This is a genomic window from Lichenicoccus roseus (genome assembly GCF_005844085.1).
Taxonomy (GTDB): domain Bacteria; phylum Pseudomonadota; class Alphaproteobacteria; order Acetobacterales; family Acetobacteraceae; genus Lichenicoccus; species Lichenicoccus roseus.
Window position 1 is genome coordinate 134,974 of sequence record NZ_VCDI01000009.1, and the last position, 23,327, is coordinate 158,300.

At 70.2% G+C, this 23,327-nt stretch carries 22 protein-coding genes; 12 read left to right on the forward strand and 10 right to left on the reverse strand.

What is annotated here, in order from left to right; genetic code table 11:
- Positions 1-2 precede the first annotated feature (2 nt).
- Genes FE263_RS19420 through cobS form a run of 3 tightly spaced genes read left to right on the forward strand, consistent with a single transcriptional unit; the run spans position 3 to position 3,102 of the window.
- Positions 3-1,301: a cobyrinate a,c-diamide synthase gene (locus FE263_RS19420; protein ID WP_205880462.1), complete on the forward strand. Its 1,299-nt coding sequence runs from the start codon at positions 3-5 to the stop codon at positions 1,299-1,301.
- A complete protein-coding gene (cobT, locus tag FE263_RS19425; RefSeq protein WP_138327691.1) occupies positions 1,298-2,329 on the forward strand; it encodes a nicotinate-nucleotide--dimethylbenzimidazole phosphoribosyltransferase in 1,032 nt (343 codons plus the stop codon). Before FE263_RS19420 ends, cobT begins: the two co-directional genes overlap by 4 nt.
- Positions 2,326-3,102 carry an adenosylcobinamide-GDP ribazoletransferase gene (cobS, locus tag FE263_RS19430; RefSeq protein WP_138327692.1) on the forward strand — a complete coding sequence of 259 codons (777 nt, stop codon included), beginning with the start codon at positions 2,326-2,328 and terminating at the stop codon, positions 3,100-3,102. Before cobT ends, cobS begins: the two co-directional genes overlap by 4 nt.
- Here cobS and FE263_RS19435 read toward each other — a convergent pair.
- Positions 3,089-3,682, reverse strand: coding sequence for a histidine phosphatase family protein (locus FE263_RS19435; protein ID WP_138327693.1), 594 nt, complete (start codon positions 3,680-3,682; stop codon positions 3,089-3,091). The genes cobS and FE263_RS19435 overlap by 14 nt on opposite strands.
- On the opposite strand from FE263_RS19435, the gene FE263_RS22250 reads away from it, so the two are divergent.
- From FE263_RS22250 to FE263_RS19445, 3 genes are all read left to right on the forward strand, one after another.
- Entirely contained in the window at positions 3,681-3,833 is a 153-nt protein-coding gene (locus FE263_RS22250) for a hypothetical protein (RefSeq protein ID WP_171034229.1), read from the forward strand. The two genes, FE263_RS19435 and FE263_RS22250, sit on opposite strands and share 2 nt — an antisense overlap.
- Positions 3,834-4,085: 252 nt before the next feature.
- On the forward strand, positions 4,086-6,047 hold the full coding sequence (gene acs, locus FE263_RS19440; protein ID WP_456306583.1) for an acetate--CoA ligase: 1,962 nt from the start codon (positions 4,086-4,088) through the stop codon (positions 6,045-6,047).
- Between the two features lie 119 nt (positions 6,048-6,166).
- Complete coding sequence (locus tag FE263_RS19445; protein ID WP_138327695.1) at positions 6,167-7,534, forward strand: MFS transporter; 1,368 nt, start codon at positions 6,167-6,169, stop codon at positions 7,532-7,534.
- A 178-nt stretch (positions 7,535-7,712) separates the two neighbouring features.
- Here the strand turns inward: FE263_RS19445 and FE263_RS19450 are convergent, their stop codons facing one another.
- Positions 7,713-8,918 (reverse strand): MFS transporter, encoded by a 1,206-nt coding sequence (locus FE263_RS19450; protein ID WP_138327696.1) that lies wholly within the window; start codon positions 8,916-8,918, stop codon positions 7,713-7,715.
- Positions 8,919-9,064: 146 nt separating this feature from the next.
- Between FE263_RS19450 and FE263_RS19455 the strand changes: the two genes are divergently transcribed.
- The gene (locus FE263_RS19455; protein ID WP_205880463.1) at positions 9,065-10,030 is read left to right on the forward strand and encodes an AraC family transcriptional regulator; all 966 of its coding nucleotides are present in this window, start codon (positions 9,065-9,067) and stop codon (positions 10,028-10,030) included.
- Positions 10,031-10,055: 25 nt separating this feature from the next.
- Here FE263_RS19455 and FE263_RS19460 read toward each other — a convergent pair whose 3' ends face one another.
- Together FE263_RS19460 and FE263_RS19465 are read right to left on the reverse strand one after the other, a co-directional pair.
- Positions 10,056-10,958, reverse strand: a complete 903-nt coding sequence (locus FE263_RS19460; protein ID WP_138327697.1) for an NmrA family NAD(P)-binding protein — start codon at positions 10,956-10,958, stop codon at positions 10,056-10,058.
- A gap of 147 nt (positions 10,959-11,105) precedes the next feature.
- Positions 11,106-13,343 (reverse strand): prolyl oligopeptidase family serine peptidase, encoded by a 2,238-nt coding sequence (locus tag FE263_RS19465; RefSeq protein ID WP_138327698.1) that lies wholly within the window; start codon positions 13,341-13,343, stop codon positions 11,106-11,108.
- Between the two features lie 72 nt (positions 13,344-13,415).
- Between FE263_RS19465 and mtnK the strand changes: the two genes are divergently transcribed.
- The 4 genes from mtnK (at position 13,416) to FE263_RS19485 (ending at position 16,925) form a co-directional block, all read left to right on the forward strand.
- Positions 13,416-14,672: an S-methyl-5-thioribose kinase gene (mtnK, locus tag FE263_RS19470; RefSeq protein WP_138327699.1), complete on the forward strand. Its 1,257-nt coding sequence runs from the start codon at positions 13,416-13,418 to the stop codon at positions 14,670-14,672.
- Between the two features lie 59 nt (positions 14,673-14,731).
- Complete coding sequence (locus FE263_RS19475) at positions 14,732-15,535, forward strand: alpha/beta hydrolase (RefSeq protein WP_205880464.1); 804 nt, start codon at positions 14,732-14,734, stop codon at positions 15,533-15,535.
- 125 nt (positions 15,536-15,660) lie between these two features.
- On the forward strand, positions 15,661-16,218 hold the full coding sequence (locus tag FE263_RS19480) for a sigma-70 family RNA polymerase sigma factor (protein WP_138327701.1): 558 nt from the start codon (positions 15,661-15,663) through the stop codon (positions 16,216-16,218).
- Positions 16,215-16,925: an anti-sigma factor gene (locus tag FE263_RS19485; protein ID WP_138327702.1), complete on the forward strand. Its 711-nt coding sequence runs from the start codon at positions 16,215-16,217 to the stop codon at positions 16,923-16,925. The genes FE263_RS19480 and FE263_RS19485 overlap by 4 nt, the downstream gene beginning before the upstream one ends.
- A 21-nt stretch (positions 16,926-16,946) precedes the next feature.
- Here FE263_RS19485 and ureG read toward each other — a convergent pair whose 3' ends face one another.
- The 6 genes from ureG to FE263_RS19515 all read right to left on the reverse strand — a co-directional run bounded on the left by ureG (position 16,947) and on the right by FE263_RS19515 (position 22,097).
- Positions 16,947-17,609 (reverse strand): urease accessory protein UreG, encoded by a 663-nt coding sequence (gene ureG / locus FE263_RS19490; protein ID WP_138327703.1) that lies wholly within the window; start codon positions 17,607-17,609, stop codon positions 16,947-16,949.
- Positions 17,606-18,265, reverse strand: a complete 660-nt coding sequence (locus FE263_RS19495; RefSeq protein ID WP_138327704.1) for an urease accessory protein UreF — start codon at positions 18,263-18,265, stop codon at positions 17,606-17,608. The genes ureG and FE263_RS19495 overlap by 4 nt, the downstream gene beginning before the upstream one ends.
- A gap of 8 nt (positions 18,266-18,273) precedes the next feature.
- Positions 18,274-18,762: an urease accessory protein UreE gene (locus FE263_RS19500; protein WP_138327705.1), complete on the reverse strand. Its 489-nt coding sequence runs from the start codon at positions 18,760-18,762 to the stop codon at positions 18,274-18,276.
- Positions 18,763-18,815: 53 nt separating this feature from the next.
- Positions 18,816-20,156 carry a DUF3422 family protein gene (locus FE263_RS19505; protein ID WP_138327706.1) on the reverse strand — a complete coding sequence of 447 codons (1,341 nt, stop codon included), beginning with the start codon at positions 20,154-20,156 and terminating at the stop codon, positions 18,816-18,818.
- A gap of 179 nt (positions 20,157-20,335) precedes the next feature.
- Positions 20,336-20,926 (reverse strand): endonuclease/exonuclease/phosphatase family protein, encoded by a 591-nt coding sequence (locus FE263_RS19510; RefSeq protein ID WP_138327707.1) that lies wholly within the window; start codon positions 20,924-20,926, stop codon positions 20,336-20,338.
- Between the two features lie 25 nt (positions 20,927-20,951).
- Complete coding sequence (locus FE263_RS19515; protein WP_138327708.1) at positions 20,952-22,097, reverse strand: AI-2E family transporter; 1,146 nt, start codon at positions 22,095-22,097, stop codon at positions 20,952-20,954.
- 310 nt (positions 22,098-22,407) lie between these two features.
- Between FE263_RS19515 and FE263_RS19520 the strand changes: the two genes are divergently transcribed.
- A complete protein-coding gene (locus FE263_RS19520) occupies positions 22,408-23,289 on the forward strand; it encodes a helix-turn-helix domain-containing protein (protein WP_138327709.1) in 882 nt (293 codons plus the stop codon).
- Positions 23,290-23,327: the final 38 nt, after the last annotated feature.

Sequence of the window (23,327 nt, forward strand, 5' to 3'; positions counted from 1 at the left end):
TGATGATAGCAGCCCCACGGTCGGGCAGTGGCAAGACGCTGGTGACGCTGGCGGTGCTGGCCGCGCTGCGGCGTCGCGGTCTCGCGGTCCGGGCCGCCAAGTCCGGCCCCGACTATATCGATCCAGGCTTTCACGCCGCCTGCACCGGCACGCCCAGCCTCAACCTCGACAGCTGGGCGATGCCACCGGCGCTGCTCGACCGGCTGGCCGCGGGCGACGGCGGCGAGCCGCTGCTGGTGGTCGAGGCGGCGATGGGCCTGTTCGACGGGGTCGTGGGGCCACCCGGCCGTCGCGGCCGTCCCGCCGACCTCGCCGCGCGCCTCGGCCTGCCGGTGCTGCTGGTGCTCGACATCGCCGGCCAGTCGCAATCCGCCGCCGCGGTGGCGCGCGGCTTCGCGCTGCACGAGCGCGAGGTACGGGTGGCGGGCGTGGTGCTGAACCGCGCCGGCTCGGCCCGGCATCGCGACGGCGCCGCCCAGGCGATCGAGGCCGCCGGACTTCCGGTAATGGGATGCCTGCTGCGCGATCCGGCACTGGCGCTGCCGGAGCGCCATCTCGGCCTGGTGCAGGCGCAGGAGCATGGGGGGCTCGGCGCCTTCCTGGACGATCTCGCCGCGCGGGCGGAGGATTGCCTCGACATCGACGCCATCCTCGCCGCGATGGCGCCGGTCGCCGCTGCGGTAGAGGGTGTGCCGCCGGCATTGCCGCCCCCCGGCCAGCGCATCGCACTCGCCCGCGACGATGCCTTCAGCTTCCTCTATCCGCACGTGGCGCAGGGCTGGCGCCGGGCTGGCGCCGAGCTGGTCGCATTCTCGCCGCTGGCCGACGAGGCCCCGCCGGAGGAATGCGACAGCTGCTGGCTGCCCGGCGGCTATCCGGAGCTGCATGCCGGGGCGCTGTCGAACAACCGCCGCTTCATCGACGGCCTGCGCCGGTTTGCCGCCACCCGCCCGGTGCACGGCGAATGCGGCGGCTACATGGTGCTCGGAGCCGCGCTCGAGGATGCCGCCGGGGTGACGCATCCGATGGCCGCACTCCTCGGCCACGTCACCAGCTTCGCCCGCCGCCGGCTGGCGCTCGGCTATCGCGTGGCCACGCTGCTGCGGCCGAGCGCGCTCGGAGGGGAGGGGACGATGCTGCGCGGCCACGAATTCCACTATGCGCAGGTGACCGAGCCCGGCGCGGATACGCCGCTGGCCAGGCTGGCGGACGCTGCCGGGAACGATCTCGGCGCTGCCGGCGGTGTGCGTGGCCGGGTCAGCGGCTCGTTCTTCCACGCCATCGCGGCAACCATGCCTTGAGCCGCTTTGTCAGCATCGAGGCCTTGCGCCTGGCCTGCGGCGCGCTGCCGGGTCCGGACCATGCGGCCACCGCCGCGGTCGCCGTGCGGCAGGCGACGCTGACCAAGCCGCCCGGCAGCCTCGGCACGTTGGAAACCTTGGTCGGCTGGCTCGCCGCCTGGCAGCGCCGCCCGATGCCGCAGATGGAGCGCGTCGAGATCCTGGTGTTTGCAGGCAACCATGGCGTGGTGGCGCAGGGCGTCTCTCCCTACCCCGCCTCGGTGACCGCCCAGATGGTAGCCAACTTCTCGGCCGGCGGCGCTGCCATCAACCAGCTGGCCGCCGTCGCCGGCGCGGTCCTGCGCGTGGTGCCGGTCTCTCTCGACCGGCCGACCGACGACCTGTCCCAGGCCCCGGCAATGGACGAGGCCAATTTCCTCGACGCGGTGCAGGTGGGCCATGCCTCGGTGCGGCCCGGCACCGACCTGCTCTGCCTCGGCGAAATGGGGATCGGCAATACCACCGCGGCGGCGGCGCTGGCGGCGGCCTTGCAGGGCGGCGACCCAGGGGATTGGGTCGGACGCGGAACCGGGCTCGACGATGCGGGCCTGCGACACAAGCAGGCGGTGGTGGCAGCCGCGCTGCAACGCCACCGGGCGGTGCTGGGCGATCCGCTGCAGGTCGCGCGCTGCCTCGGCGGCCGCGAGCTGGCGGCGCTGCTGGGGGCGATGCTGGCGGCGCGGCAACTGGGCGTTCCGGTCCTGCTGGATGGCTATGTCTGCACCGCCGCGGTGGCGCCGCTGGCGCATCTCGCGGCAGGCGGCCTGTCGCATGGCTGGCTGGCGCATGTCTCCGCCGAGCCCGGTCATCGCCGGCTGGCGGCGGCACTGGGCCTGTCGCCGCTGCTCGATCTCGGCCTGCGACTGGGCGAGGGCTCGGGGGCGGCGCTGGCGGTGCCCCTGTTGCGTGCCGCCCTGGCCTGCCACGCCGGCATGGCGAGCTTCGCCGACGCCGGGGTGGACGGCCCGGCGGCGAACGGGCCGCGATGATCCGGCGGCTGCGCACCGATCTTGCGCTCGCCATCGGTTTCTTCACGCGTCTTCCGGTCGGCTGGCTGATGCCGCGCGACCCCGCCATCGCGATGGGCCGAGCGATCTGGGCGTTCCCGGTTGCGGGCGCCCTGGTGGGGCTGCTCGGCGCCGCTGCCTACACCGGCGCCGACCGGCTCGGCCTGTCGCCGCTGCTGTCCGCCTGCTGGACGCTGGCGGCGATGCTGGTGCTGACCGGCGGCCTGCATGAGGACGGGCTCGCCGACACCATGGACGCGCTCGGCGGCGGCGGCGATATCGACCGCCGGCTGGCGATCATGCGCGACAGCCGGATCGGCAGCTACGGCGCGATGGCCCTGCTAGCGAGCAGCCTGCTGCGCGTCTCGGCGATCGCGACGCTGGCCGACCCGCGGCTGGTGGCGTTGGCCCTGGTGGCTTCCTGCATGTTGTCCCGCGCCGCGATCATCCTGGTCGTCCGGCTGAGCCCGCCTGCCCGCGCCGGCGGGCTGGCGGCGCTGCTGCACCCGCTCGGCCTGCGCGCCGCGGGGCTCGGCCTGGTGCTGACGGTGATCGCAATCCCGCCGCTGGTGTCGGTGGCGGTGGCCCCGGTGCTGCTGGGCGGGGCGCTGTTGTGCGGCGTCGGGGTGGCGAGGCTTTGCGTCCGCCAGTTCGGCGGCCATACCGGCGATGTACTCGGGGCCTGCTCGGTGGTGACCGAGGCGGTGCTGCTGACCATCTGCTGCACGTCCTGGTCCGGCCTCAGGCCAGGCTGAAGCTCTGCGGCGCGAGAAAACCGGGAGCCGGCGCGCAGAGATCGACCGGTGCGCCGCGCAGCAGCGATGCCAGCACCCGTAGCGGACCGCCATGTGAAAGCACGATGGCATCGCGGCCATCATGCCGCAACGCCGCGTGGAATTCCTGCACACGTGCGATGAGGGCGCCGCCGGTCTCGCCCGCGGGTGGCGCGAAGCCGGTCAGGTCGGCTGCCCAGCGATCAAGCGCCACACGCGGCACCTGGTCCCACGCGAGCCCTTCCCAGGCGCCGAAATCGAGCTCCTGCAACCGCGCATCGGTCCGGATCGCTGTCCCCAGCCGCCCGGCGAGCCGCGCTGCCGGCCTCGCGCAACGGGCGGCCGGTGAGGTCCAGATCCGCGCATCGGCAAGATCCGGCAGCGCCAGCGTGTCGACGGCCTCCTGCCAGCCAGCCTGCAGACCGACCTCGAGCCGCCCGTAGCAGATACCGCCGCGCGGCAGCAGGGGCGCCGGATGCCGCAGCAGGACAACGTGTTGCAGCCCATTGCACGACCGGGCCTGCGTGTTAGGTTGATCAACAACAGCGGGCGGGGCGGACATGCTTGGACGGTCTCCGGAAGTTAAACGCCGCCGCCTGGTCGAGGTCTGCCTGGCACTCGCCATCGTCCTTGGCCTCGCCGCCATCACGGTCGGCGAGGGACAGAAGCCGTTGCTGCTGTCCGGACGGCTGCTGTCCTCAACCGCCCCATAGGGCGCCCAGGACCCCGCCTGAACCAGGGACATCCAGTCCCGACCGTCGGCGTTACAGGTTGGTTACCGATACAACTGCGTAAGCATTGCCGCTATCCAATGCTTGCTCTTGCCTTCATCAGGCCGATCCGGCAAGGGTCGTCGTGATTTGCTTCGCTTGCGGCAAGGGCGGCGACAAAAATGCTGATGCGGCCGATGCTCCGATCAACGGGCACGGCATTTCGGGAGCGACCGCGACGTGGAAGCCGCACCTATCTACCACGTGAAGCCGGACCTGGCTGCGTCCGCCGTGATCAACGCTGCGCGCCACCGGCTGATGTCGAACCATGCCATCACCGATGCGGACGGCTTCTGGCAGGAAGAGGCGGGACGGATCGACTGGATCCGGCCGCCACAGCTTGCCGACAACAGCAGCTTCGACGGCGACGTGCGGATCAGCTGGTTCTCCGACGGCATCCTGAATGTCTCGGTCAACTGCCTGGATCGCCATCTCGACCTGCATGGCGACCGCGATGCGCTGATCTGGCAGGGCGAGGCGGAGGATGACAGCCGCATCCTGACGTACCGGCAGCTGCATGCCGAGGTCTGCCGCCTTGCCAATGCGCTGCGCGGGCTTGGCATACGCAAGGGCGACCGGGTCGCGATCTACCTGCCGATGGTGGCGGAGGGCGCCATCGCCATGCTGGCGTGCGCACGCATCGGCGCCGTGCATGTTGTGATGTTCGCCGGCTTCTCGGCGTCGGGCATCGCAGACCGGCTTGGTGATTGCGGCGCGAAGCTGGTGATCACCGCCGACGAGGGCCGCCGCGCCGGCAAGCGGGTGCCGCTGAAGGCCACCATCGACGAGGCGCTGGCGCTTGCCTCGGGTGGCAGCGCAGGTGCAGGCAAGCCGATCGCCCCGCACACGGTCGAGCATGTGCTGGTGCTGCGCCTGACCGGCGGCAACGTCGCCATGCAGAGGAAGCGCGACCTGGACTATGCCGAGGCGGTGCGGGGGCAGCCGGCTCGCTGCGAGCCGGAGCCGATGGGCGCCGAGGACCCGCTGCTGCTGCTCTATACCTCGGGCAGCACCGGCAAGCCGAAGGGCCTGTTGCACACCACCGCCGGATACCTGCTCTGGGCACGCTTCACCCATGAGGCGGTGTTCGACTACCGGCCTGGCGAAGTCTTCTGGTGCACCGCCGATATCGGCTGGGTGACCGGGCACAGCTACGTGGTCTACGGCCCGCTCGCCAATGCCGGCACCACCCTGATGTTCGAGGGCACCCCGTCCTGGCCGGAGCCGGGCCGCTGGTGGCGCCTGATCGACAAGTACAAGGTTGCCAGCTTCTACACCGCGCCGACCGCGATCCGGTCGATGATGCGCGACGATCCGGGCTTCCTCGCCGCCACCTCGCGCAAGTCGCTGCGCGTGCTGGGAAGCGTCGGCGAGCCGATCAACCCGGAAGCCTGGCTCTGGTACTATCACGAGGTTGGCGGCGAGCGCTGCGCCGTGGTCGATACCTGGTGGCAGACCGAGACCGGCGGCATCATGATCGCGCCGCTGCCGGGTGCCATCGCCCAGAAGCCGGGTTCGGCGACGCTGCCGCTGCCGGGCGTGGTGCCGGTGCTGGTCGACGAGAAGGGCCAGGTGCTGGAGGGCGAGGCGGAGGGCCATCTCTGCATCAGCCGGTCCTGGCCGGGCCAGGCCCGCACCATCTGGGGCGACCACGCGCGGTACGTGCAGACCTACTTCACCACCTATCCGGGCAGCTACTTCACCGGTGACGGCGCCAGGCGGGACGGCGACGGCTACTACTGGATCACCGGCCGCGTCGACGACGTGATCAACGTCTCCGGCCACCGCATCGGCAGCGCCGAGGTCGAGGCCGCACTCGACCATCATGACCAGGTCGCCGAGGCCGCCGTCGTCGGGGTGCCGCACGACATCAAGGGCCAGGCGCTGTTCGCCTTCGTGGTGCTGAAGGGCAAGGAGGCGGCCCCAGGCTACGAAGCGGAACTCGCTCGCCATGTTGGCCAGATGCTCGGCCGCTACGCAGCCCCCGATACCGTGCTGCTGGTGCCCGACCTGCCCAAGACCCGGTCCGGCAAGATCATGCGCCGCATCCTGCGCAAGATCGCCACGCGCGACACCGCTGAACTCGGCGACACCACGACGCTCGCCGATCCCGCGGTCGTGCAGGACCTCATCAGAAGGATGGAGGAACGATCCTGAGCTCCACCGCAACCACGCGGAAGCTGTCGGGACAGAGGCTTCCCGCCACCGCCGCCGCACCGCCGATCCAGACCAACATCCCGGGACGACTCGACCGGCTGCCCTGGAGCCGCTTCCACATGCTGGTGGTGGTGGCGCTCGGCATCACCTGGATCCTGGACGGGCTCGAGGTCACCATCGTCGGCTCGATCGCGCCGATCCTGCAGGACCATCGCACGCTGTCGATGACGCCGACCAACGTCGGCACCTCGGCCTCGCTGTACGTCATCGGGGCGGTGGTCGGCGCGCTGATCTTCGGCTGGCTGACCGACAAGGTCGGGCGCAAGGCGATCTTCACGCTGACGCTCGCGGTCTATATCGGCGGCGTGCTGCTATCGGCGTGCTCATGGAATTTCGCCAGCTTCGCGCTGTTCCGCTTCATCACCGGGCTTGGCATCGGCGGCGAATACTCTGCCATCAATTCCGCCATCGACGAGCTCATTCCGGCGCGGCTGCGCGGCCGCGTCGATCTCATCATCAACGGCTCGTTCTGGGCCGGCGCCGCACTCGGCGCGGGCGGTTCGATCTTCCTGATCGGCGGCACCTACATGCCGGTCACCTTCGGCTGGCGCTTCGGTTTTGCGATCGGCGGCGTGCTCGGCCTGATCGTCATCATGCTGCGCCGCTGGGTCCCGGAGAGCCCGCGCTGGCTGTGCACGCACGGGCAGCATGCGGAAGGCGAGCGCGTCACCCGGCAGATCGAGAAGCTGGTGGCGGACGATACCGGCCAGACGCTCGATCAGGTGCACGAGATGATGACCGTGCATCCGCGCAAGCGCTTCGGCTTCCGGATGGTGCTGCGGCTGATGGTCGGCGAGTACCGCACGCGCAGCATCCTGGTGATGGTGCTGATGATCGCGCAGGCCTTCCTGTACAACGCGGTGTTCTTCACCTATGGCATGGTGCTGACCCACTACGAGGGCGTCGAGGGTCGCAACGTCGGCATGTTCATCCTGCCGCTGGCCGTCAGCAACTTCCTCGGTCCGTTGCTGCTCGGCACGCTGTTCGACACCATCGGCCGGCGCAAGATGATCTTCGCGACCTACACCGTATCCGGGTTGCTGATGATCGCGGTCGCCTGGATGTTCAGTGCGCACGAACTGACCGCGATGACGCAGACGCTGGGCTGGGTGGCGATCTTCTTCTTTGCCTCGGCCGCCGCCTCGTCGGCCTATCTCACGGCGAGCGAGGTGTTTCCACTGGAGACCCGGGCGCTGGCGATCGCGCTGTTCTATGCGATCGGCACGGTGATCGGCGGGGCCGGGGCGCCGTGGCTGTTCGGCGTGCTGATCGACCTGGGCGGCCGGGAGCCGCTGGCGCTGGGCTATACCGGCGCTGCGGCGCTGATGCTGATCGCGGGCGTGGTGGCGCTGCGCATCGGCGTGGATGCCGAAGGCCGCTCGCTCGAGCAGATCGCGCCGCCGCTGTCCTGCAAGCCGGGGCGGTAGCAGGATCTGGCGGACCTGACCGGGTTCAAGCCCAGGCTGGTCCGCATCGCATCGGTGGGATGCGGAACTACAGCTGGCGCGGGGAATCGCACGTCGCCCGGTCGATGCCGGCACGGTCACGCGGGATACGGCCACGGGTCGGTCGCATTCTCGCAACGTGCCGGCGAATAGTGCCGGCTCAGCCGGTCCGCGGGTTCCTGATGAAGATGGCCGCCGCCGTCAGCAGCAGCAGCACGCCGCCGGTGGTGAACACGCCGGTCACGCCGGCGAGCCCGAATACCGCGCCACCGGCCGCAGCACCCGCCGCGATCGCCAGCTGCACCGCCGCCACCAGCAGGCCGCCGGCGCTTTCCGCCTCGTCCGGCACCGCGCGCGCCAGCCAGGTTGACCAGCCGACCGGGACGCCGCCGAACGCCAGGCCCCACACGATCATCGGCACCGTGCAGGCCAGCGCCCCGGCATGATACCCGGCCAGCGCCAGGCCGGCGGCGCCGATCGCCAGCGGCATCAGCGTCAGGGTCAGCCGCAGGCTGCGTTCCAGCAGCAGGCCGGCCAGCAGCGTGCCGGCGAAGTTGGCGATGCCGAAGCCGAGCAGGATCAGCGACATGGTGTCGATGCCGATGCCGGCGGCGTCCTCCAGCAGCGGACGGATGAAGGTGAACAGGCCGAAATGGCCGCCGAACACCAGCACCGGGCCGAGCATGCCGATCGCGATGCCGGGGCGCGCCAGCACGTCGGCCAGGGTGCGCAGGCGTGCGGTTCCGGTCGACGCCAGCGCGGGCAGGGTGGCGGCCTGGAACAGCAGCGTGACCACGCCGATCGACATCGCCAGCAGGAACACGGTGCGCCAGCCATAGAGATGCCCGAGCCAGGCGCCGAGCGGGGCTGCGGCGATGGTGGCGACCGAGACGCCGCTGAAGATCATCGAGAGCGCGCGTGGCAGCATGGCGGGCGGCACCAGGCGCATCGCCACCGCGGTCGCCATGCTCCAGAAGCCGCCGAGCGCGATGCCGAGCAGCAGGCGCGCCAGCAGCAGCACGGTGAGGTCCGGGGCGAGGGCGACCAGCAGGTTCGAAGCGATCAGCAGCACCGAGAAGCCCATCAGCACCAGCCGGCGATCGATGCCGCGGGTCGCCACGGCGGCGAGCAGGGCGGCGACCAGCGCCCCGGCCGCGGTGACCGTCACCGCCTGGCCGACCAGCGCCTCCGAGACCCGGAACGTGGCCGCCATCGGCGTGAGCAGGCTGGCCGGCAGGAACTCGGCGGTCACCAGCGAGAACACGCCAAGCGCCAGCGAGGTCACCGCCCCCCAGGCCGGCTTTTCCGCGTGATCGGCGCCCGCATAGTCGATGGAATCATCCGCGAGCTTCAGGTCCTGGCTCATGTTGCCTCCTCTTGCGCGCTGCAACATATGTCAGGGCACCAGGACGATCTATGATAGTAACTCCGCGATCTTTGACCGCGCGTCCGGAGCTGGCGCATGATCCATTCGATCATGCTCTGCTTGTCGCATGCTCCAGGGGAGAAACCATGTCGATGATCGTGGCGCCGGCGTCGTCCGACCTGATGGCCGAACTGCTGCTCGGCATGCGCCTGCGCGGCGTGCGCTACCGGCGCATCCAGATGCAGCCGCCCTTCGGCCTCGGCTTCGGGACGGACACCGGCTGGGCGCAGTTCCATTTCATCGCCGACGGCACGGTGTTCCTGCGCATGCAGACCGGCGAGATACACAGCCTCGCGGCGGGCAGCGCGGTGTTCCTGCCGCATGGCGGCGCGCACCAGCTGCTCTCAGCGCCGGATCTGCCCGCCCGCGACATCGCCAGCTTCGAGGCCGCCCCGCTCTGCGACAGCGTCTGCGACATCAACGACTGCACGCACGCCCCCGGGGTACCGGGCGACGCGGTGCTGTTCAGCAGCTGCATGGAGTTCGACCTGGGCGCCATGCAGGGGCTGGTGCGCCTGATGCCGCAGGTCATGCTGGTCGACCTGCCCAGCCAGCGCCATCCGGAGATCCTGCCGATCCTGCAGGCGATGGACAGCGAGGTTCGCAGCCGCCGGGTCGGGTTCGCCGCCATCCTGGCGCGCCTCGCCGACGTGGTGTGCGCCACCATCGTGCGCGGCTGGGTCGAGTGCGGCTGCGGCGATGCATCCGGGCTGGTGGACGCGCTGCGCGACCCGCGCCTGGCGCGCGCCATCGCGGCGGTGCATCGCGATCCGGGCCATGGCTGGACGGTGGCGGAACTGGCGGCGGTGTCCGGCTGCTCGCGTTCGGTGTTCGCCGAGCGGTTCCAGTCGGTCACCGGGATCGCCCCGCTGCGCTATGTCGCCGAGGTGCGTATGCGCCTCGCCACGCAATGGATCGGTCGCGACAAGGTCGCCATCGACAACGTCGCGCACCGGCTCGGCTATACCTCGCAGGCCGCCTTCAGCCGCGCCTTCAAGCGGGTGACCGGCGATGCGCCCGGCGGCGCCCGCAGCCCGCCGGCCCCGCCATGACCGGCTGCCTGACCTACGATCGCGCTTAACGCAGCACGTCCCGCACGGTGCTCCAGGTCCGCACGCCATAGCGGTCGTTGTCGAGGGGCTGCAGCCGGCCGCGTCCACTTGCCATGTCGCGCAGGTATTGCATGCCCTGCCAGGCCGGAAACACCGCCTCGCTGCGCGGGGTCACTCCACGCGCAATCCGTATCAGCACCGACAGCAGCCCGATCCCGCCGGCGCGCCACAGCCCGAACCGCTCGCCGCTCAGCTCGGTCATGATCCCCGCAAGCTGGCGCGGGCTCACCGTAGAGCCCGCGATGCGCAGGATGCGCGGTGCCGAGGCATCGACCGACACCTCGGCGACATACTCCGCCACGTCGTCCCTGGTGGTGAAGTCGAGCGGCTGGTCGGCGCTGCCCCAGTACAGGACCCTGCGTCGCTTGTGCAGGATGAGCGGCGCCTGGCCGGTCAGCAGGTCGGCGAATGCGCCGTTCAGCACCGAGGTGGACCGGATCGCGGCTCCGGCCGCCTGCACCCGGTCGATATGCGCCATGAAGGACCGGCGCAGATCGAGATTGCGGTTGTCGCCCGGCCGGGTCCTGGTGAAGTCGAGCGAATAGTCGGACGGAATGAAGTGCCGCACGCCAGCTGCAACGGCGGCGTCGAGCAGCCGGCCCTGCAGGCCGATGATCACCGGTTCCAGGCCATTCACCGCCGACACCAGGCAACTGCCGCCGGCACAGGCCCGTGTCAGTGCCGCCACGTCGTCGTGCGCCACCGGCAGTACCGTGCCACCGGCCGACTCCAGGCGCGCCCTGACGGAAGCCGGCGTGCCCGGGCGCACCAGTGCCCGGAAGGCGATGCCGCGCCGCCCGAGTGCCGCGGCGATCCGCCCTCCCAGGTCGCCGGTGCCGCCAGCCAGGATGACAAGCGCATCGCTCATCCGATCGCTCCCCGCAGCACGGGCTGCCGGGATGCGGAATGGCGCCGGGACGGTTCGATCGCTGCTGGCATCGCAGACCTCCTGGTTGATGGCTGCAATCCATCCGGGTCTTCCCACTGCCGGCAATGGAAGCGGTCTCCGGCGGATCTACGGCGTCGGCTCGAACCCCGGCTCGCCCATCTGCCACAACAGGAAAGCCTGCTCGTCGGCGGTCTCCAGGTCGCGCTGGTCGCGTGTCGAACCGATGCCGTGCCCGGCGTCGAACTCGATACGCAGCAGCACCGGCCGGCCGCTGCTGGTCGCTGCCTGCAGGCGGGCTGCCATCTTGGCCGGCTCCCACACCGTCACCCGGGGATCGTCGGCGCCGCCGGTCAGCAGCACGGCGGGATATGCCACATGGTCGCGCACATGCTGGTAGGCATCCATGCGCAGCAGCGACGGGAACTGCGCCGCATCGGTGACAGAGCCGAACTCCGGGATGTTGGCGGGGCCGCCCGCGGTGAATTCGCCGCGCAGGCTGTTGGTGGCGCCGACGCGGATCAGCGCGGCGCGGAACAGGTCCGGCCGCTGGGTGATGGCGCCGCCGATCAGGATGCCGCCGGCGCTGGTGCCGGATCCTGCCAGATGCGCGCCGTCGGTGTAGTGCCGCGAGATCATCGCCTCGGCGCAGGCGATGAAATCGGTGACGGTGTTCATCTTGGTGGCGATGCGGCCGCCCTCGTGCCAGGCCTGTCCGCGCTCGCCGCCGCCGCGCACATGCGCCACCGCGAACACCCCGCCATGATCGAGCCAGGGCAGGATCGTCGGCGTGAAGGCCGGATCGTACGAGATCCCGTAGGCGCCGTAGCCGTCGAGCAGCACCGGCCGCTGGCCGTCATGCGGCAGGTCGCGCCGGCTGACGATGGAGAGCGGGATCATGGTGCCGTCATGCGCGCGCACCGTGGTCTCGATCGCCTGGTACGGCTTGAGGTCGTGCGGGAAGGGCGGTGCGATGCCGGTATCGGTCATGGTGTGGCCGATCGGATCGTAATGCAGCCAGACCAGCGGATGCACCCACGAGACCAGGCTGATATCGGCGCCGGGCCGGCCGGGATCGGCGACCAGTCCACCGGCGCCCTCCAGCGGCGGCTCGATGGTGCCGGCGAACGGCAACATGATGGTCTCCGGCGTGCGGGCGCCGTCCGGCAGCCGCAGCAGCGTCATCACCGCACCGTCGCGCCGGACCAGGTAGAGCCCGTCGGCGGCCAGCGCGAGGTCGGTCAGCACCCCGCTGCCGGCGCCGACGATCGTACGCGCCTTCGCGAACGAGGGTGCACGCAGGTCGGTCTCGACGATGCGCAGGTGCGGTGCGTTCCGGTGGGTCAGCAGGTCGATGCGGTTGCCGCGCACGGTGGCGCCCACCACCGCGTCGGCCTGGCCCGCGACCAGCCGCCAGGGGAGCGTCTCGCCGGCGAGGGCAGCCAGCGGCACGGTGTAGAGCGCAACTTCCGGCGACACGCCGTCGCTGACGGTCGCCAGCAGGTGGCCCGATCCGGGCGTGCAGGTGACGGACGCGAAGGCCTGCTGCGCCTTGAACGGGAAGGGCAGGTGGTCGGTATCCAGGATCAGCCGGTCATGATCGGCTTTATCGCCGAGCGCGTGCTCGAACACCCGCAGATGCGCGTATTCGGCGGTGGCCGGAGCACCCGGCACCGGCACCGGCAGGCGGGTGTAGAAGAAGTGCCGGCCGTCCGGCGCCCAGGAGACGCTGGCGAACTGCGCGCGGTCGATCACGTCCGGCCGGTTGTTGCGCGTGATGGTGTCGACCACGTGCAGCACGCTCTTCTCCGAGCCGCCGATGGAGACGCCGTAGGCCACCAGGCCGCCATCCTGCGACGGCGCGAACTGGTCGATCTCGGCGTGGTGGCTCTGGGCGCCGGGCCCGGCCGGGCTGTCGAGGCCGGCCGGGTCGACCAGCACCGTCTCGATGCCGCGCTCGTCTCGCATCACCAGCCGGCCGATCTGCGCCCCGGCCTCGCGCTTGAGGTAGAACCGGCGGCCATTGGCGATCGTCAGCATGCTGATCCGCGGCAGCAGGCCGTCCAGGCCGCTGATCGCATGGGCAAGCGGATCGCGCCCCGGGATCGCCGCGAGCACGCCGCGTGCATGGTCGTCCTGGGCGTGCAGGTACTGCAGGAATTCCGGTTTCGGCTGGCTCTCCATCCAGCGATAGGGATCGGTGACGCCCTGGCCGAAATAGCTGTCGGTGACCGGCGCAATCCGTGCCACCGGCGCCGCCGGGGTGACCGCCTTGGCGATGCCGGGCTGAAGCAGGACCGCCGGCAGCAGCAGGCAGGCGATCGTCGCGCGGCGCCTCCCGGTTGTCAGTCTGGTGGATCGAGGCATGTTGTGGTCTCCGCGGCGACGCGGAAGACTGCTGAACCGCGGTCGTTGCGGTCAAGCACGAGGTGAGGACGCATGGGCGAGCCGGGTTCCTATGTCGAGCTGGACCAGGAGGGCGTCCGACGTCATCTGGCGGCGCGTCCTGCGCTCGCCGCCCGGCTCGGCGGCGCTCCCGGCGACTGGGCGGTGCGCGAGGTCAGCGACGGCAACCTCAACAGCGTGTTCCTGGTCGAGGGACAAGCGGGCGGCCTGTGCGTCAAGCAGTCGCTGCCGCACGTCCGGGTGGATCCGGCCTGGAAGCTGCCGCTCGACCGTGCGTTCTTCGAGGCGGCCTACATGCGGGCGGTGGCGCCGCATGTGGGCAGCGCGGCGCCGGCGCTGCTCGACTACGAGCCGGCACTGTTCTGCCTCGTCATGGAGAGCCTGACGCCGCATGTGATCCTGCGTCGCGGCCTGATCGAGCGCGCGGAATATCCGCGCATGGCATCCGACGTCGGCGCCTACGTCGCGCGCGCCTGCTTTGCGACCTCGGGGCTGGCGCGCCGGTTCGAGGCGGTGATGGACGACATCGCGTTGTTCGCAAGGAACCAGACGCTGACGCGCATCACGGTGGATCTGGTGTTCACCGACCCGTACCGGATTGCGCCGCGCAACCGCTGGACCGCCCCGCTCCTCGATACGGTGGCGGCGGACATCCGTGGCGACACCGCGCTGAAGCAGGCTGCGGCACGCATGGGCGAGCGGTTCCTGGGGCGTCCGCAGGCGCTGCTGCATGGCGACCTGCATTCGGGATCGGTGATGGTGACGGCGGAGGAGACCCGCATCATCGATGGCGAGTTCGCGCTGATGGGGCCGATCGGTTTCGACCTCGGCCTGTTCGTGGCCAACCTGCTGCTCAGCCTGTTCTCCCAGCCCGGTCATGACGAGGCCGGGGCCGCCACCTACCAGGCGTGGATCGCCGCGCAGATCGAGACGGTCTGGACGGTGTTCGATCGTGAATTCCGCAGGCTCTGGAACGCGGCTTCCGCGAACGCCGCCGGTGACGTAATGCCATCCGCGCTGCTGGCGGGAGAGGGCTCGCGCAACGCCATGCAGGAGAGCTGGATGGCCGATATCCACGACGACATGCTCGGGTTCGCCGGCATGGAGATGATCCGCCGCATCCTCGGCTTCGCGCATGTGCTCGATCTGGAGTCGATCGGGTCCGACGACACGCGGGCCGCCTGCGAGCTGCAGGCGCTTGCCTTCGCGCGCCGTCTGCTGGTCGAACGTTCCGCCTCCGGCGGCATCGGCGCGTTGTTGCGACAGCGCGCCGGGAGATTGCCGTCCTGAGGCGTCGTCTCCTGCTCGGGGCCCCGCTGCTGGCTGCCGGCTGCTCCCCGGCCACCCTGTTGAACGCGCTGGCACCATCCGCACCGGTGGCCCGCTCGATCCCGTATGGACCCGGGCCGCGCCACACCCTCGACGTCTACGCGCCGGCGGATGGTCCCGGACCACATCCGGTGGCGCTGTTCCTCTATGGCGGCTCCTGGGACACCGGCGACAAGAGCGTCTACCGCTTCGTCGGCGCGTCCCTGGCGGCACGCGGCTTCGTGGTGGTGATCCCCGACTACCGGCTCTACCCGGAGGTGCGCTACCCGGACTTCCTGACCGACTGCGCCCAGGCGGTGCTCTGGACCCGCACCCGCGCCCAGGACTTCGGCGGCGACGGCCGGCCGCCATTCGTCATCGGTCATTCGGCCGGCGCCTACAACGCGGCGATGCTGGCGCTCGACGGACGCTGGCTGCACGAGGTCGGCCTGCATCCGCAGCGCGACCTGCGCGGCCTGGTCGGCATCGCCGGTCCGTACGATTTTCTGCCGCTGGACACCGACCGGCTGCGGCAGATCTTCGCGCCGGCGGTGCCGATCGTCTCCAGCCAGCCCATCGTCCATGTGGGCACCGGCCCGGCGCCGCCAGTGCTGCTGCTGGCCGGCACCGCGGACCGCACCGTGTTGCCCGGCAATACTCTACGGCTGGCCGGCGCCCTGAGCACGCACGGTGTTCCGGTGCAACATCGACTTTACAAAGGCGTCGACCACATCACAATTGTCGGGGCGTTCGCCGGCAGCCTGCGGTTCCTGGCGCCGACCTTGCGTGACACCGTTGCTTTCATGCGCCCGACGCCTGCGGATGCGCCGCCGGTGAACAACTAGCAACGCGACATCCGATTGCAGTACTGCGCCGTATACCCGGCATGAGTGTCGTGCTCGCCATATCGCCAAACGTTTATAGACCGTCTAGGGTGCGTTATAGCGCAACGAGGCGAGCGTCTTTCTGCATGGCCACCGCGACGAGAGAGGATGCCGGCGGAAATCTCGCCGAACTGCTGGCGCGGTGTGCGGCCGGCGACCGTGCCGCCTTCCGGTCGGTCTACGATCTGCAATCGGCACGGCTGTACGGCATAGCGCTCCGCCTGACCCGCCAGCCTGCGCTCGCCGCCGATGCGGTGCATGACGCCTTCCTCCAGGTCTGGCAGCGTTCCTCCCGTTTCGATCCCGCGCGCGGCCAGCCCGAGGCCTGGCTCGCCGGGCTGCTGCGCTATCGGGCGATCGACCTGCTGCGCAAGCGCGGCCGCGAGGATTACGGGTTCGAGCCGGCCGAGGAGGTCGACCGTGAACCCGGTCCACTCGACCAGCTGGCCAGCAGCGAGCAGGCCGAGGCGTTGCGCCGGTGCCTCGAGGAACTCGACGAGAACCAGCGCCGCGTCGTGCTGCTTGCGTTTGTCGACGGCCTCAGTCATTCCGAACTTGCAACATCCCTGAAGTCTCCGCTCGGCACCGTGAAGTCCTGGGTGCGTCGTGCCCTGATCGGCCTGCGCAGGTGTCTTGAATCATGAGTGCCACAGCGACCGATCCGGGCGAGGAAGCCAATCTCCTGGCCGCCGAATATGTGCTCGGCACACTGTGCGCCGCCGAACGCGCCACGCTGGAGCGCGAGGCGGCAACCGATCCGGCGATGCGCTCGATGATCGCCTGGTGGGAGGCGCGGCTCGCACCGCTTGCCGGCTTGGCGCCGGCGACCACGCCGCCTGCCTCGCTGTGGCCACGCATCCAGGCCAGCGCCTGGGGTGTCGCCGCGCCGCCGATGCGGCTGCTCGCCCCGGCCGCCGACGCGACGCCTCGGGTGCTCGGCTTCTGGCGAGCCACCACCGCCGTCGGGTTCGCGCTTGCGGCCGCCATCGCCGGCATCGCGGTGTATCGCCCGGCACCGCCGCTGGCGCCGCCGCCGCTGGTCACCGCCCTGGTGCCGCTCAACCAGCAGACCCCGGTGTTCCTGGCAAGCGTGGCCGACGATGGCAGCGCCGTGGTGCGTCCGCTGACCGGCGTGACCGTGCCGCTCGACCGCGACCTGGAGCTCTGGCTGCTGAAGGACGGCGCCAGCGCCCCGACGCCGCTCGGATTGCTGCCGGCCTCCGGCGCGCATCTGGCTGTCGGCACGTTGAGCGGTCATGGCCCTGGCAAGATCCTGGTCAGCCTGGAACCGCGCGGCGGTTCGAAGACCGGCCTGCCGACCGGGCCGGTGCTGTATGGCGGCGGGATCTAGAGCATCATCCGATCGATCTCGCTACCTGGTCGGAACGAAGCTCTGGCCAGGCCGCGCCAGGCCGCCCATCCGCTCGACAAACGTCGCGATCTCTTCGACCCCATGGCCGGCGCGCACGTTGGCAAACACGAACGGCCGTGAGCCGCGCATCAGCCTGGCGTCGCGGTCCATCACGTCGAGGCTGGCGCCGACATGCGGGGCGAGATCGATCTTGTTGATCACCAGCAGGTCGCTGCGGGTGATGCCCGGGCCGCCCTTGCGCGGGATCTTGTCGCCGGCCGAAACATCGATGACGTAGATCGTGAGATCGGCGAGCTCGGGGCTGAAGGTCGCCGCCAGGTTGTCGCCGCCGCTTTCGATCAGCACCAGGTCGAGCCCCGGGAAACGCCGGCATAGTGCCGCGACGCCGCTCAGGTTGATGCTGGCATCCTCGCGTATGGCGGTGTGCGGACAGCCGCCGGTCTCGATACCGAGGATGCGCTCCGGCGCCAGCGAGCCGGCCCGGGTCAGGAACTCCGCATCCTCGCGCGTATAGATATCGTTGGTGATCGCGGCGATGTCGTAGCGGTCGCGGAAGCTGCGGCACAGCGCATCCATCAGCGCCGTCTTGCCGCTGCCGACCGGACCGCCGATGCCGACACGCAACGGCCCGGTCGAATTCGTTTCCGCCAGTCTCTCGCTCATGTCCTGAACAGCCTCGTCCTCTGGGTCTCGTGCCGCATGGCGGCGATATCGGACAGCAGGCAGCAGCCGCCGACCTCGTCCAGCCCGGCCGCTTCGCTCAGCCGCGTCATCTCCAGCAGCGCCGGCTCGAGACCGGCGAGGCAGCGCAGCCCATCGCTCTGGCCGAGCGGCACCAGCCGGACCGCGGCCGAAACCAGATTGGCGACCGAGGCATGAGACGCCGCGAGACAGGCAGCCTCCTCGGACAGGCCGGCCCGGCGCAGCACCGCGCCGACCACCACCGGCAACGGCCACTCCTGATCGGGTGCGATCGCCACCGGCAGCACATCCCAGGCGCCGATCGCCCGCGCGAAGGCCGCCCCTTGCGCCAGTGTTTCCTCCCGGCGCTCGCGCGAGGCGGCGCAGGCGGCGCCGAATCCGGCCAGGCTGCGCAGCGCTTCCGGATCCTCGATGCGCCAGGCCTGGCGAAGCAGAACCGCATCCGACCACAGGCTGCCATGCAGCACCAGGTCGGCAAGCCAGTCCTGCACGTCGGTCGCGGATGCGAGCACACCACGGTCCACCGCCCATTCCAGCCCGTGGCTGTAGGCGAAGGCGCCGGTCGGGAAACTCTGCGACATCCAGGTCAGCAGCCGCGGCAGCAGTGCCGCAGGCATGGTGGCGCTCATGGGTCGTGATGGTGATGCGGCGCGCCCACCGCATAGGCGCCGGTCTCCGGGTCGAATGGCGCCTCGATCCGGGCGATGGTGCCGCCCAGGCCTTCCACCATGCCGGCGATCACGTGGTCGTCGCGGATCAGCAGCCGGTCGGCCTGCAGCGCGGTCGGCAGGTGGCGATTGCCGAGATGCCAGGCGATGCGCATCAGGCCCGGGGCGTCGGCGGCGGTGATCTGCATCAGCGGTTCCGGCGCCGCCTCGATCCGCACGATGCCGCCCGCCTCGAGCAGCAGCCCGTCGCCGTGGCGGAGATGCCGCGCCTGGGCGAGGTCGAGCAGGAGATCCTGGCCGGCCACGGTGCGAAGCAGGACGCGCCGGCGATGACGCTCGTCGTAACCGGCGAGCACGCGCCCGACCTCCAGGCCGGCATCCCAGCCCCCGGCGGCGATGACGATGCGGGCGCGGGGCACATGGTCGGACGGATCGGCGGCGATCATCGCCGGACGGTATGCAACCGCACCGGGGAGCGCAAACCCCGGCCTGCTCGAAGCTACCGGGTTTCGCGGGTCGCCCGGCGCTTGCGGTGTCGCAGCGCCAGCGCGGTCAGCACCAGCACCACCGGAATGCTGGCCGCCATCACCAATTCGACCTCGATCGGCGCCCCGGCAACGCGCATGCCCTTGGCGAGATACCCGACCAGACCGACGATGTAGTAGGTGATCGCAGCCACCGAGAGGCCCTCGACGGTTTCCTGCAGGCGCAGCTGCAGGCGCGCCCGGCGGTCCATCGAGGCGAGCACCTCCTGGGTCTGCGCCTCGCGGGTGATGTCGACCCGCGTCGAGAGCAGCTGCGTCACCCGGTTCAGCCGCTGCGACAAAGATTCCTGGTTGGCGGCGGTGGAGCGGCAGGTCTCCATCGCGGGCAGGAAGCGACGCTGCAGGAACTCGCGAAAGGTCTGCAGCCCGGCCAGCCGCTCCTCGCGCAATTCGGCGATGCGGCTGTCGACCAGCGCCTCGTAGGCGACGCTGGCGCTGAAGCGGTAGTGGTTGCGCGACTGCTCGCTCTCCATCTCGGCTTCCAGCCGTGTCAGGCGGTCGAACAGCAGCGGCTCGTCGGCAGCCCTGGCATCGACCAGCAGCCGCGTCACCTCGGCCAGCTCGCGTTCGCGTGCGGCCAGGAACGGAGCCAATGCGTGTGCCATCGGCAGCGCCAGCAGGGCCAGGATGCGGTAGGTGTCGATCTCCAGCAGCCGCTGCACGGTGCGTCCGGCCTGGCGCGACGTCATGCCGTGATCCATCACCAGCAGCCGGCTGAAGCCGTCCGGGCGGATGCGGAAATCGGTGAAGGCGAAGGCGGCCCCGTCGGCGATCGAGGCGCCGACCAGCGCGTTGCCATCGAAATAATCCGCCGCGATCCGCTCGGGCTGCGGCCAGTCGCCATCGGAGCGCTGCAGCAGGACGTTCGCCGCCGTGATCAGCTGCCCAGGCAGGGCGGCGAGCCAGTCCGCCGGCACCGATTGCAGCGCCGGGTCGTCGAAACTCTCCGGCTGGCCGCGCCCCTCGACGATGAACACCAGGCGGAGGAATTCGGTATGCCGCTCGCACTTGATGCGGAACGGACCGAGATCGGCACTGTAGTGGTTGACGGCGTCGGACGCCGGAACGGCGCCATGACGACGGGCCAGCTCCTGCACGTGCCGCCATATCTGCGCACGCTCCTCGCCCTCGGCGAATATCGCGAGATAGCTGACGCGCAGAGGCGCGACCAGGATCTCCGACGGCCGTGCGTGCACCTCGTCGTTCAGCACGACGCGCTGCGGATGATCGCGAGGCAGGGCCGGCACCGCCGGTCGTACCGGCTCCGGCGCGAGGGTCAGGCTGTCGTCTCGCATCGCCTATCGACCTCCGGAGCTGCTGCCTGCGCGGGTCAGGAGGGTGTGAGCGTAAGGCCCGCACGCCCTCGCGGTCAGCAGGATCGAGCAGATTTGGCTTGTAAAGCCGTCAGCCCCGCTCACTCGAAGTCTGGAAATCGGTAAAGGTTGTAAGGATCGCCGTGTCGGGCGGCCCGGCTTCAGAGGCGCAGCACGACCTTGATCGGATGATGGTCCGACGGCCGGTGCGGCAGGATCTCGGAAGCGATGCATTCCAGCCCGCGCACCAGGCAGCGATCCAGCCGGATCGGCACCATGTCTGCCATCCGGTGGGTCGGGCCGCGCGGTCCGACATCCCTGAAGCCCGGCACCAGGGCGGGCCCGACCAGGTTGTAGTCGCCCAGCACCGCGGCGCGAAACGGCAGGCGCTCGGCGATCAGCCGGAGCTGGCGGCGGTTCAGCACCTGGCCGTGCGAGAGATGCACGTTGGCCACGGCGAAGTCGCGGCAGGTGATGACCTGGCAGACCCGGCGTATCAGGGTGCCCGGCTGCAGCGGCCAGATCAGCGGCGGCTCCAGGAACCGCGTCGGGCTCCAGCACGCGACGCCGTGGATGCGTCCGGGCAGCGGCGAGCGGGCGTAATAGCCGCCGATGCGGGCCGGCAGCTGGTCGATCTCGATGGTGGCCTCCTGCATCAGCATCAGGTCCGGACGCTCCGCCGCGATCAGGGCGCTGACATCGTCGATCGAGGCGCCGACCCGGCGCAGCAGGTTCCAGCTGACGATCTTCATGCGCCGATCTTCATCCCCGGAGGCTTCATGCGTCCGTCTGCACGCCCGACTTCAAGCCCGGCCGCGGAACCAGGCTGCCCTGCTCGGCAAGGCCGCCCGGTTCCACCATCCCGGGGGCCGTCGCCGGGCGCACGCCGTGCCGGCCGGGATCGCGGCCGTTCGCCGCGAACTCGATCACCAGCGTGTAGCCGACGCCGAGCAGCACCGGCCCGAGGAAGATGCCGAGGCCGCCGAATGCGAGCACGCCGCCCAGCACGCCCAGCACCGTCAGCAGGTAGGGCAGCTGTGCGCCGCGCGCGATGAACACCGGGCGGATGATGTGGTCGGCGCCGGAGATCGCCAGCACGCCGTAGGCGGCCAGGAAGATGCCCCAGCCGAGATGATGGCTGAGTGCCAGCCAGATCGCCGCCGGCACCCAGACCAGCGGGGCGCCGATCGGCAGCACGGCGACGAAGGCCGCGATGCCGCCGAACAGCACCGGGTTGGGAACGCCGGCGATGTAGAAGCCGACGCCGGTCAGGATGCCCTGCACGATCGCGGTGCCGAGGATGCCGTAGACGGTGCCGCGCACCGTGCTGCCGGTGACGCCGAGCAGCCGGTCTGCGTAGGTGCCGGCGATGCGCTGGATGATGGCGGTGAGGTGGGCGCCGAGGCGCTCGCCGCCGACCCAGAAGAAGAAGGCGATGAACAGTGCCAGCACCAGCTGCAGCAGGCCGCTGGCGATCTGCACCAGCAGGTTGAGGATGCGCGCCGCGATGGTGCCGAGATAGGGCTGAGCGAACGCGCCGGCGGCGGAGAGGTCAGCCGACCACTTGGCCCAGGTGACGGCGACCTGGCGGCCGATCAGCGGCGTGTTGGCGACCCAGCGCGGCGGCTCCGGAAGATGCAGCGCCACCAGCCCCTCGACGGCATGGACGATGCCCGGCGCGTCGTCGACGCCCTCGGTGGTGACCAGGGCGAGCGGCAGCACGACGATCAGGGCGGTCATCAGCATCATCATCGCGGCCGCGGCGTAGGGACCCGCCCGACGCGCGAGATGCCTGTAGACCGGCCAGGTGGTGAAGGTCAGTATCGCAGCCCAGAGGATGGCGGAAAAGAACGGGTAGAGAACGATCAGGCATCCGGCGGCGATGCCGGTGATCAGCAGACCCATCATGATTCGCTCGGCCATGCACATCCTTCGCAGCTTTCTCCCGCGATCCCCGGGCACTTCCTTCCCGGGCGACGCGGGCGCCGGATCGAGGGCCGGGACCTTCCCATTTTCCGCAAGCCGGGGCGAGAGGCGGCAGCGTTGGCATCGCACGAAAAGACGACAATGTTTTGAGATGAAAACTATTCCGTGATGCAGTAGGATGAAACACGTGCTTTAACGTGATATTGATGGATTCGGGACCTCGCGTTCGCGGCCGGCTTCGTCCGGGGTCCGGATTTTCTGGGATACGGGGGCTTGGCGGCACCCGTGTGGGTCGGGGACAAAGATTATGCGACTGAACGAGATCGGCCAGCAGCTTCGAGCCTACCGGCTCGAGTCCGGCATGCGGGCGGAGGAGATCGCTGCAAGGCTCGGTGTCTCGCGCGCGGCGCTCTATCGTTACGAGAAGGGCGAGGTGATCAAGCTCGACACCGTCCAACGGCTGGCCGAGCTGCTCAAGATCTCGCCGCTCTCGCTGCTCGGCATCGGTGTCGAGTACTACAGCCGGACGATCGGCTTCTTCGAGCGCATGCGCCAGCTCGAGGAGACCGCCGACCAGATCCTGCAGGTCGGCGAACCGCTCGCCTACCTGGTGACCTCCGATGAATACGACGCCCTGCTGGCCCAGGTGTTCGCCGAGATGGCCGAGCAGTCGGGTGCCGAGGCGCCGACCACGCGCGCGCTGTCCGAGCAGGTGCTCGGCATCATGGCGGCCCGCAAACGCGCCTACCAGCTGCGCCGCCCGAACCTCATCACCATCATTGCGGAACCGGTGCTGCAACGTTTCCTCGAGCAGGGCGTCGCCGACAGCATGCGCGTCAGCCCGACGCTTCGCGCCTATTGCCGCCGCATCGCAGCCGCCGAGGTGCAGAACATCGCCGCCATGCTCGAGACCGAGCCGATGGGGCTGCAGTTCAGCCTGATCCCCGGCGCCGAACCGACCACCTCCTGCACGCTGCTGCGCCAGCGCGACCGTGCCTCGCTCGCGATCAACCCGTTCCGCAGCGATGCGAGCTGCGTGAACGCCAACGGCGTGGCGCTGGTGACCAGTGCGCCCGAGGCGGTCAGCTCGCACCAGCGGGTGGCCGAGACGATGTGGCGGGACAGCCTGAAGGGCGCCACCGCGGCGCGCCGGGTCCGGGAGCTGCTTGCGGCCCACGCCGTGCAGTGATCTGCTGGGGCGGTACGACTCGCACTCCCGCGAGGCCG

Excerpts from the sequence above, each read along its gene's own strand:
- FE263_RS19420 (WP_205880462.1), top strand. The coding sequence starts at position 3 with ATGATAGCAGCCCCACGGTCGGGCAGTGGCAAGACGCTGGTGACGCTG.
- FE263_RS19495 (WP_138327704.1), bottom strand. The coding sequence starts at position 18,265 with ATGCCTGCGGCACTGCTGCCGCGGCTGCTGACCTGGATGTCGCAGAGT.
- FE263_RS19460 (WP_138327697.1), bottom strand. The coding sequence starts at position 10,958 with ATGAGCGATGCGCTTGTCATCCTGGCTGGCGGCACCGGCGACCTGGGA.
- FE263_RS19480 (WP_138327701.1), top strand. The coding sequence starts at position 15,661 with ATGGCCACCGCGACGAGAGAGGATGCCGGCGGAAATCTCGCCGAACTG.
- FE263_RS19485 (WP_138327702.1), top strand. The coding sequence starts at position 16,215 with ATGAGTGCCACAGCGACCGATCCGGGCGAGGAAGCCAATCTCCTGGCC.
- FE263_RS19455 (WP_205880463.1), top strand. The coding sequence starts at position 9,065 with ATGTCGATGATCGTGGCGCCGGCGTCGTCCGACCTGATGGCCGAACTG.
- FE263_RS19505 (WP_138327706.1), bottom strand. The coding sequence starts at position 20,156 with ATGCGAGACGACAGCCTGACCCTCGCGCCGGAGCCGGTACGACCGGCG.
- FE263_RS19435 (WP_138327693.1), bottom strand. The coding sequence starts at position 3,682 with ATGTCCGCCCCGCCCGCTGTTGTTGATCAACCTAACACGCAGGCCCGG.
- mtnK (WP_138327699.1), top strand. The coding sequence starts at position 13,416 with ATGGGCGAGCCGGGTTCCTATGTCGAGCTGGACCAGGAGGGCGTCCGA.
- FE263_RS19500 (WP_138327705.1), bottom strand. The coding sequence starts at position 18,762 with ATGATCGCCGCCGATCCGTCCGACCATGTGCCCCGCGCCCGCATCGTC.
- FE263_RS19510 (WP_138327707.1), bottom strand. The coding sequence starts at position 20,926 with ATGAAGATCGTCAGCTGGAACCTGCTGCGCCGGGTCGGCGCCTCGATC.
- FE263_RS19465 (WP_138327698.1), bottom strand. The coding sequence starts at position 13,343 with ATGCCTCGATCCACCAGACTGACAACCGGGAGGCGCCGCGCGACGATC.
- FE263_RS19520 (WP_138327709.1), top strand. The coding sequence starts at position 22,408 with ATGCGACTGAACGAGATCGGCCAGCAGCTTCGAGCCTACCGGCTCGAG.
- FE263_RS19515 (WP_138327708.1), bottom strand. The coding sequence starts at position 22,097 with ATGGCCGAGCGAATCATGATGGGTCTGCTGATCACCGGCATCGCCGCC.
- FE263_RS19450 (WP_138327696.1), bottom strand. The coding sequence starts at position 8,918 with ATGAGCCAGGACCTGAAGCTCGCGGATGATTCCATCGACTATGCGGGC.
- FE263_RS19445 (WP_138327695.1), top strand. The coding sequence starts at position 6,167 with ATGCTGGTGGTGGTGGCGCTCGGCATCACCTGGATCCTGGACGGGCTC.
- FE263_RS22250 (WP_171034229.1), top strand. The coding sequence starts at position 3,681 with ATGCTTGGACGGTCTCCGGAAGTTAAACGCCGCCGCCTGGTCGAGGTC.
- cobS (WP_138327692.1), top strand. The coding sequence starts at position 2,326 with ATGATCCGGCGGCTGCGCACCGATCTTGCGCTCGCCATCGGTTTCTTC.
- ureG (WP_138327703.1), bottom strand. The coding sequence starts at position 17,609 with ATGAGCGAGAGACTGGCGGAAACGAATTCGACCGGGCCGTTGCGTGTC.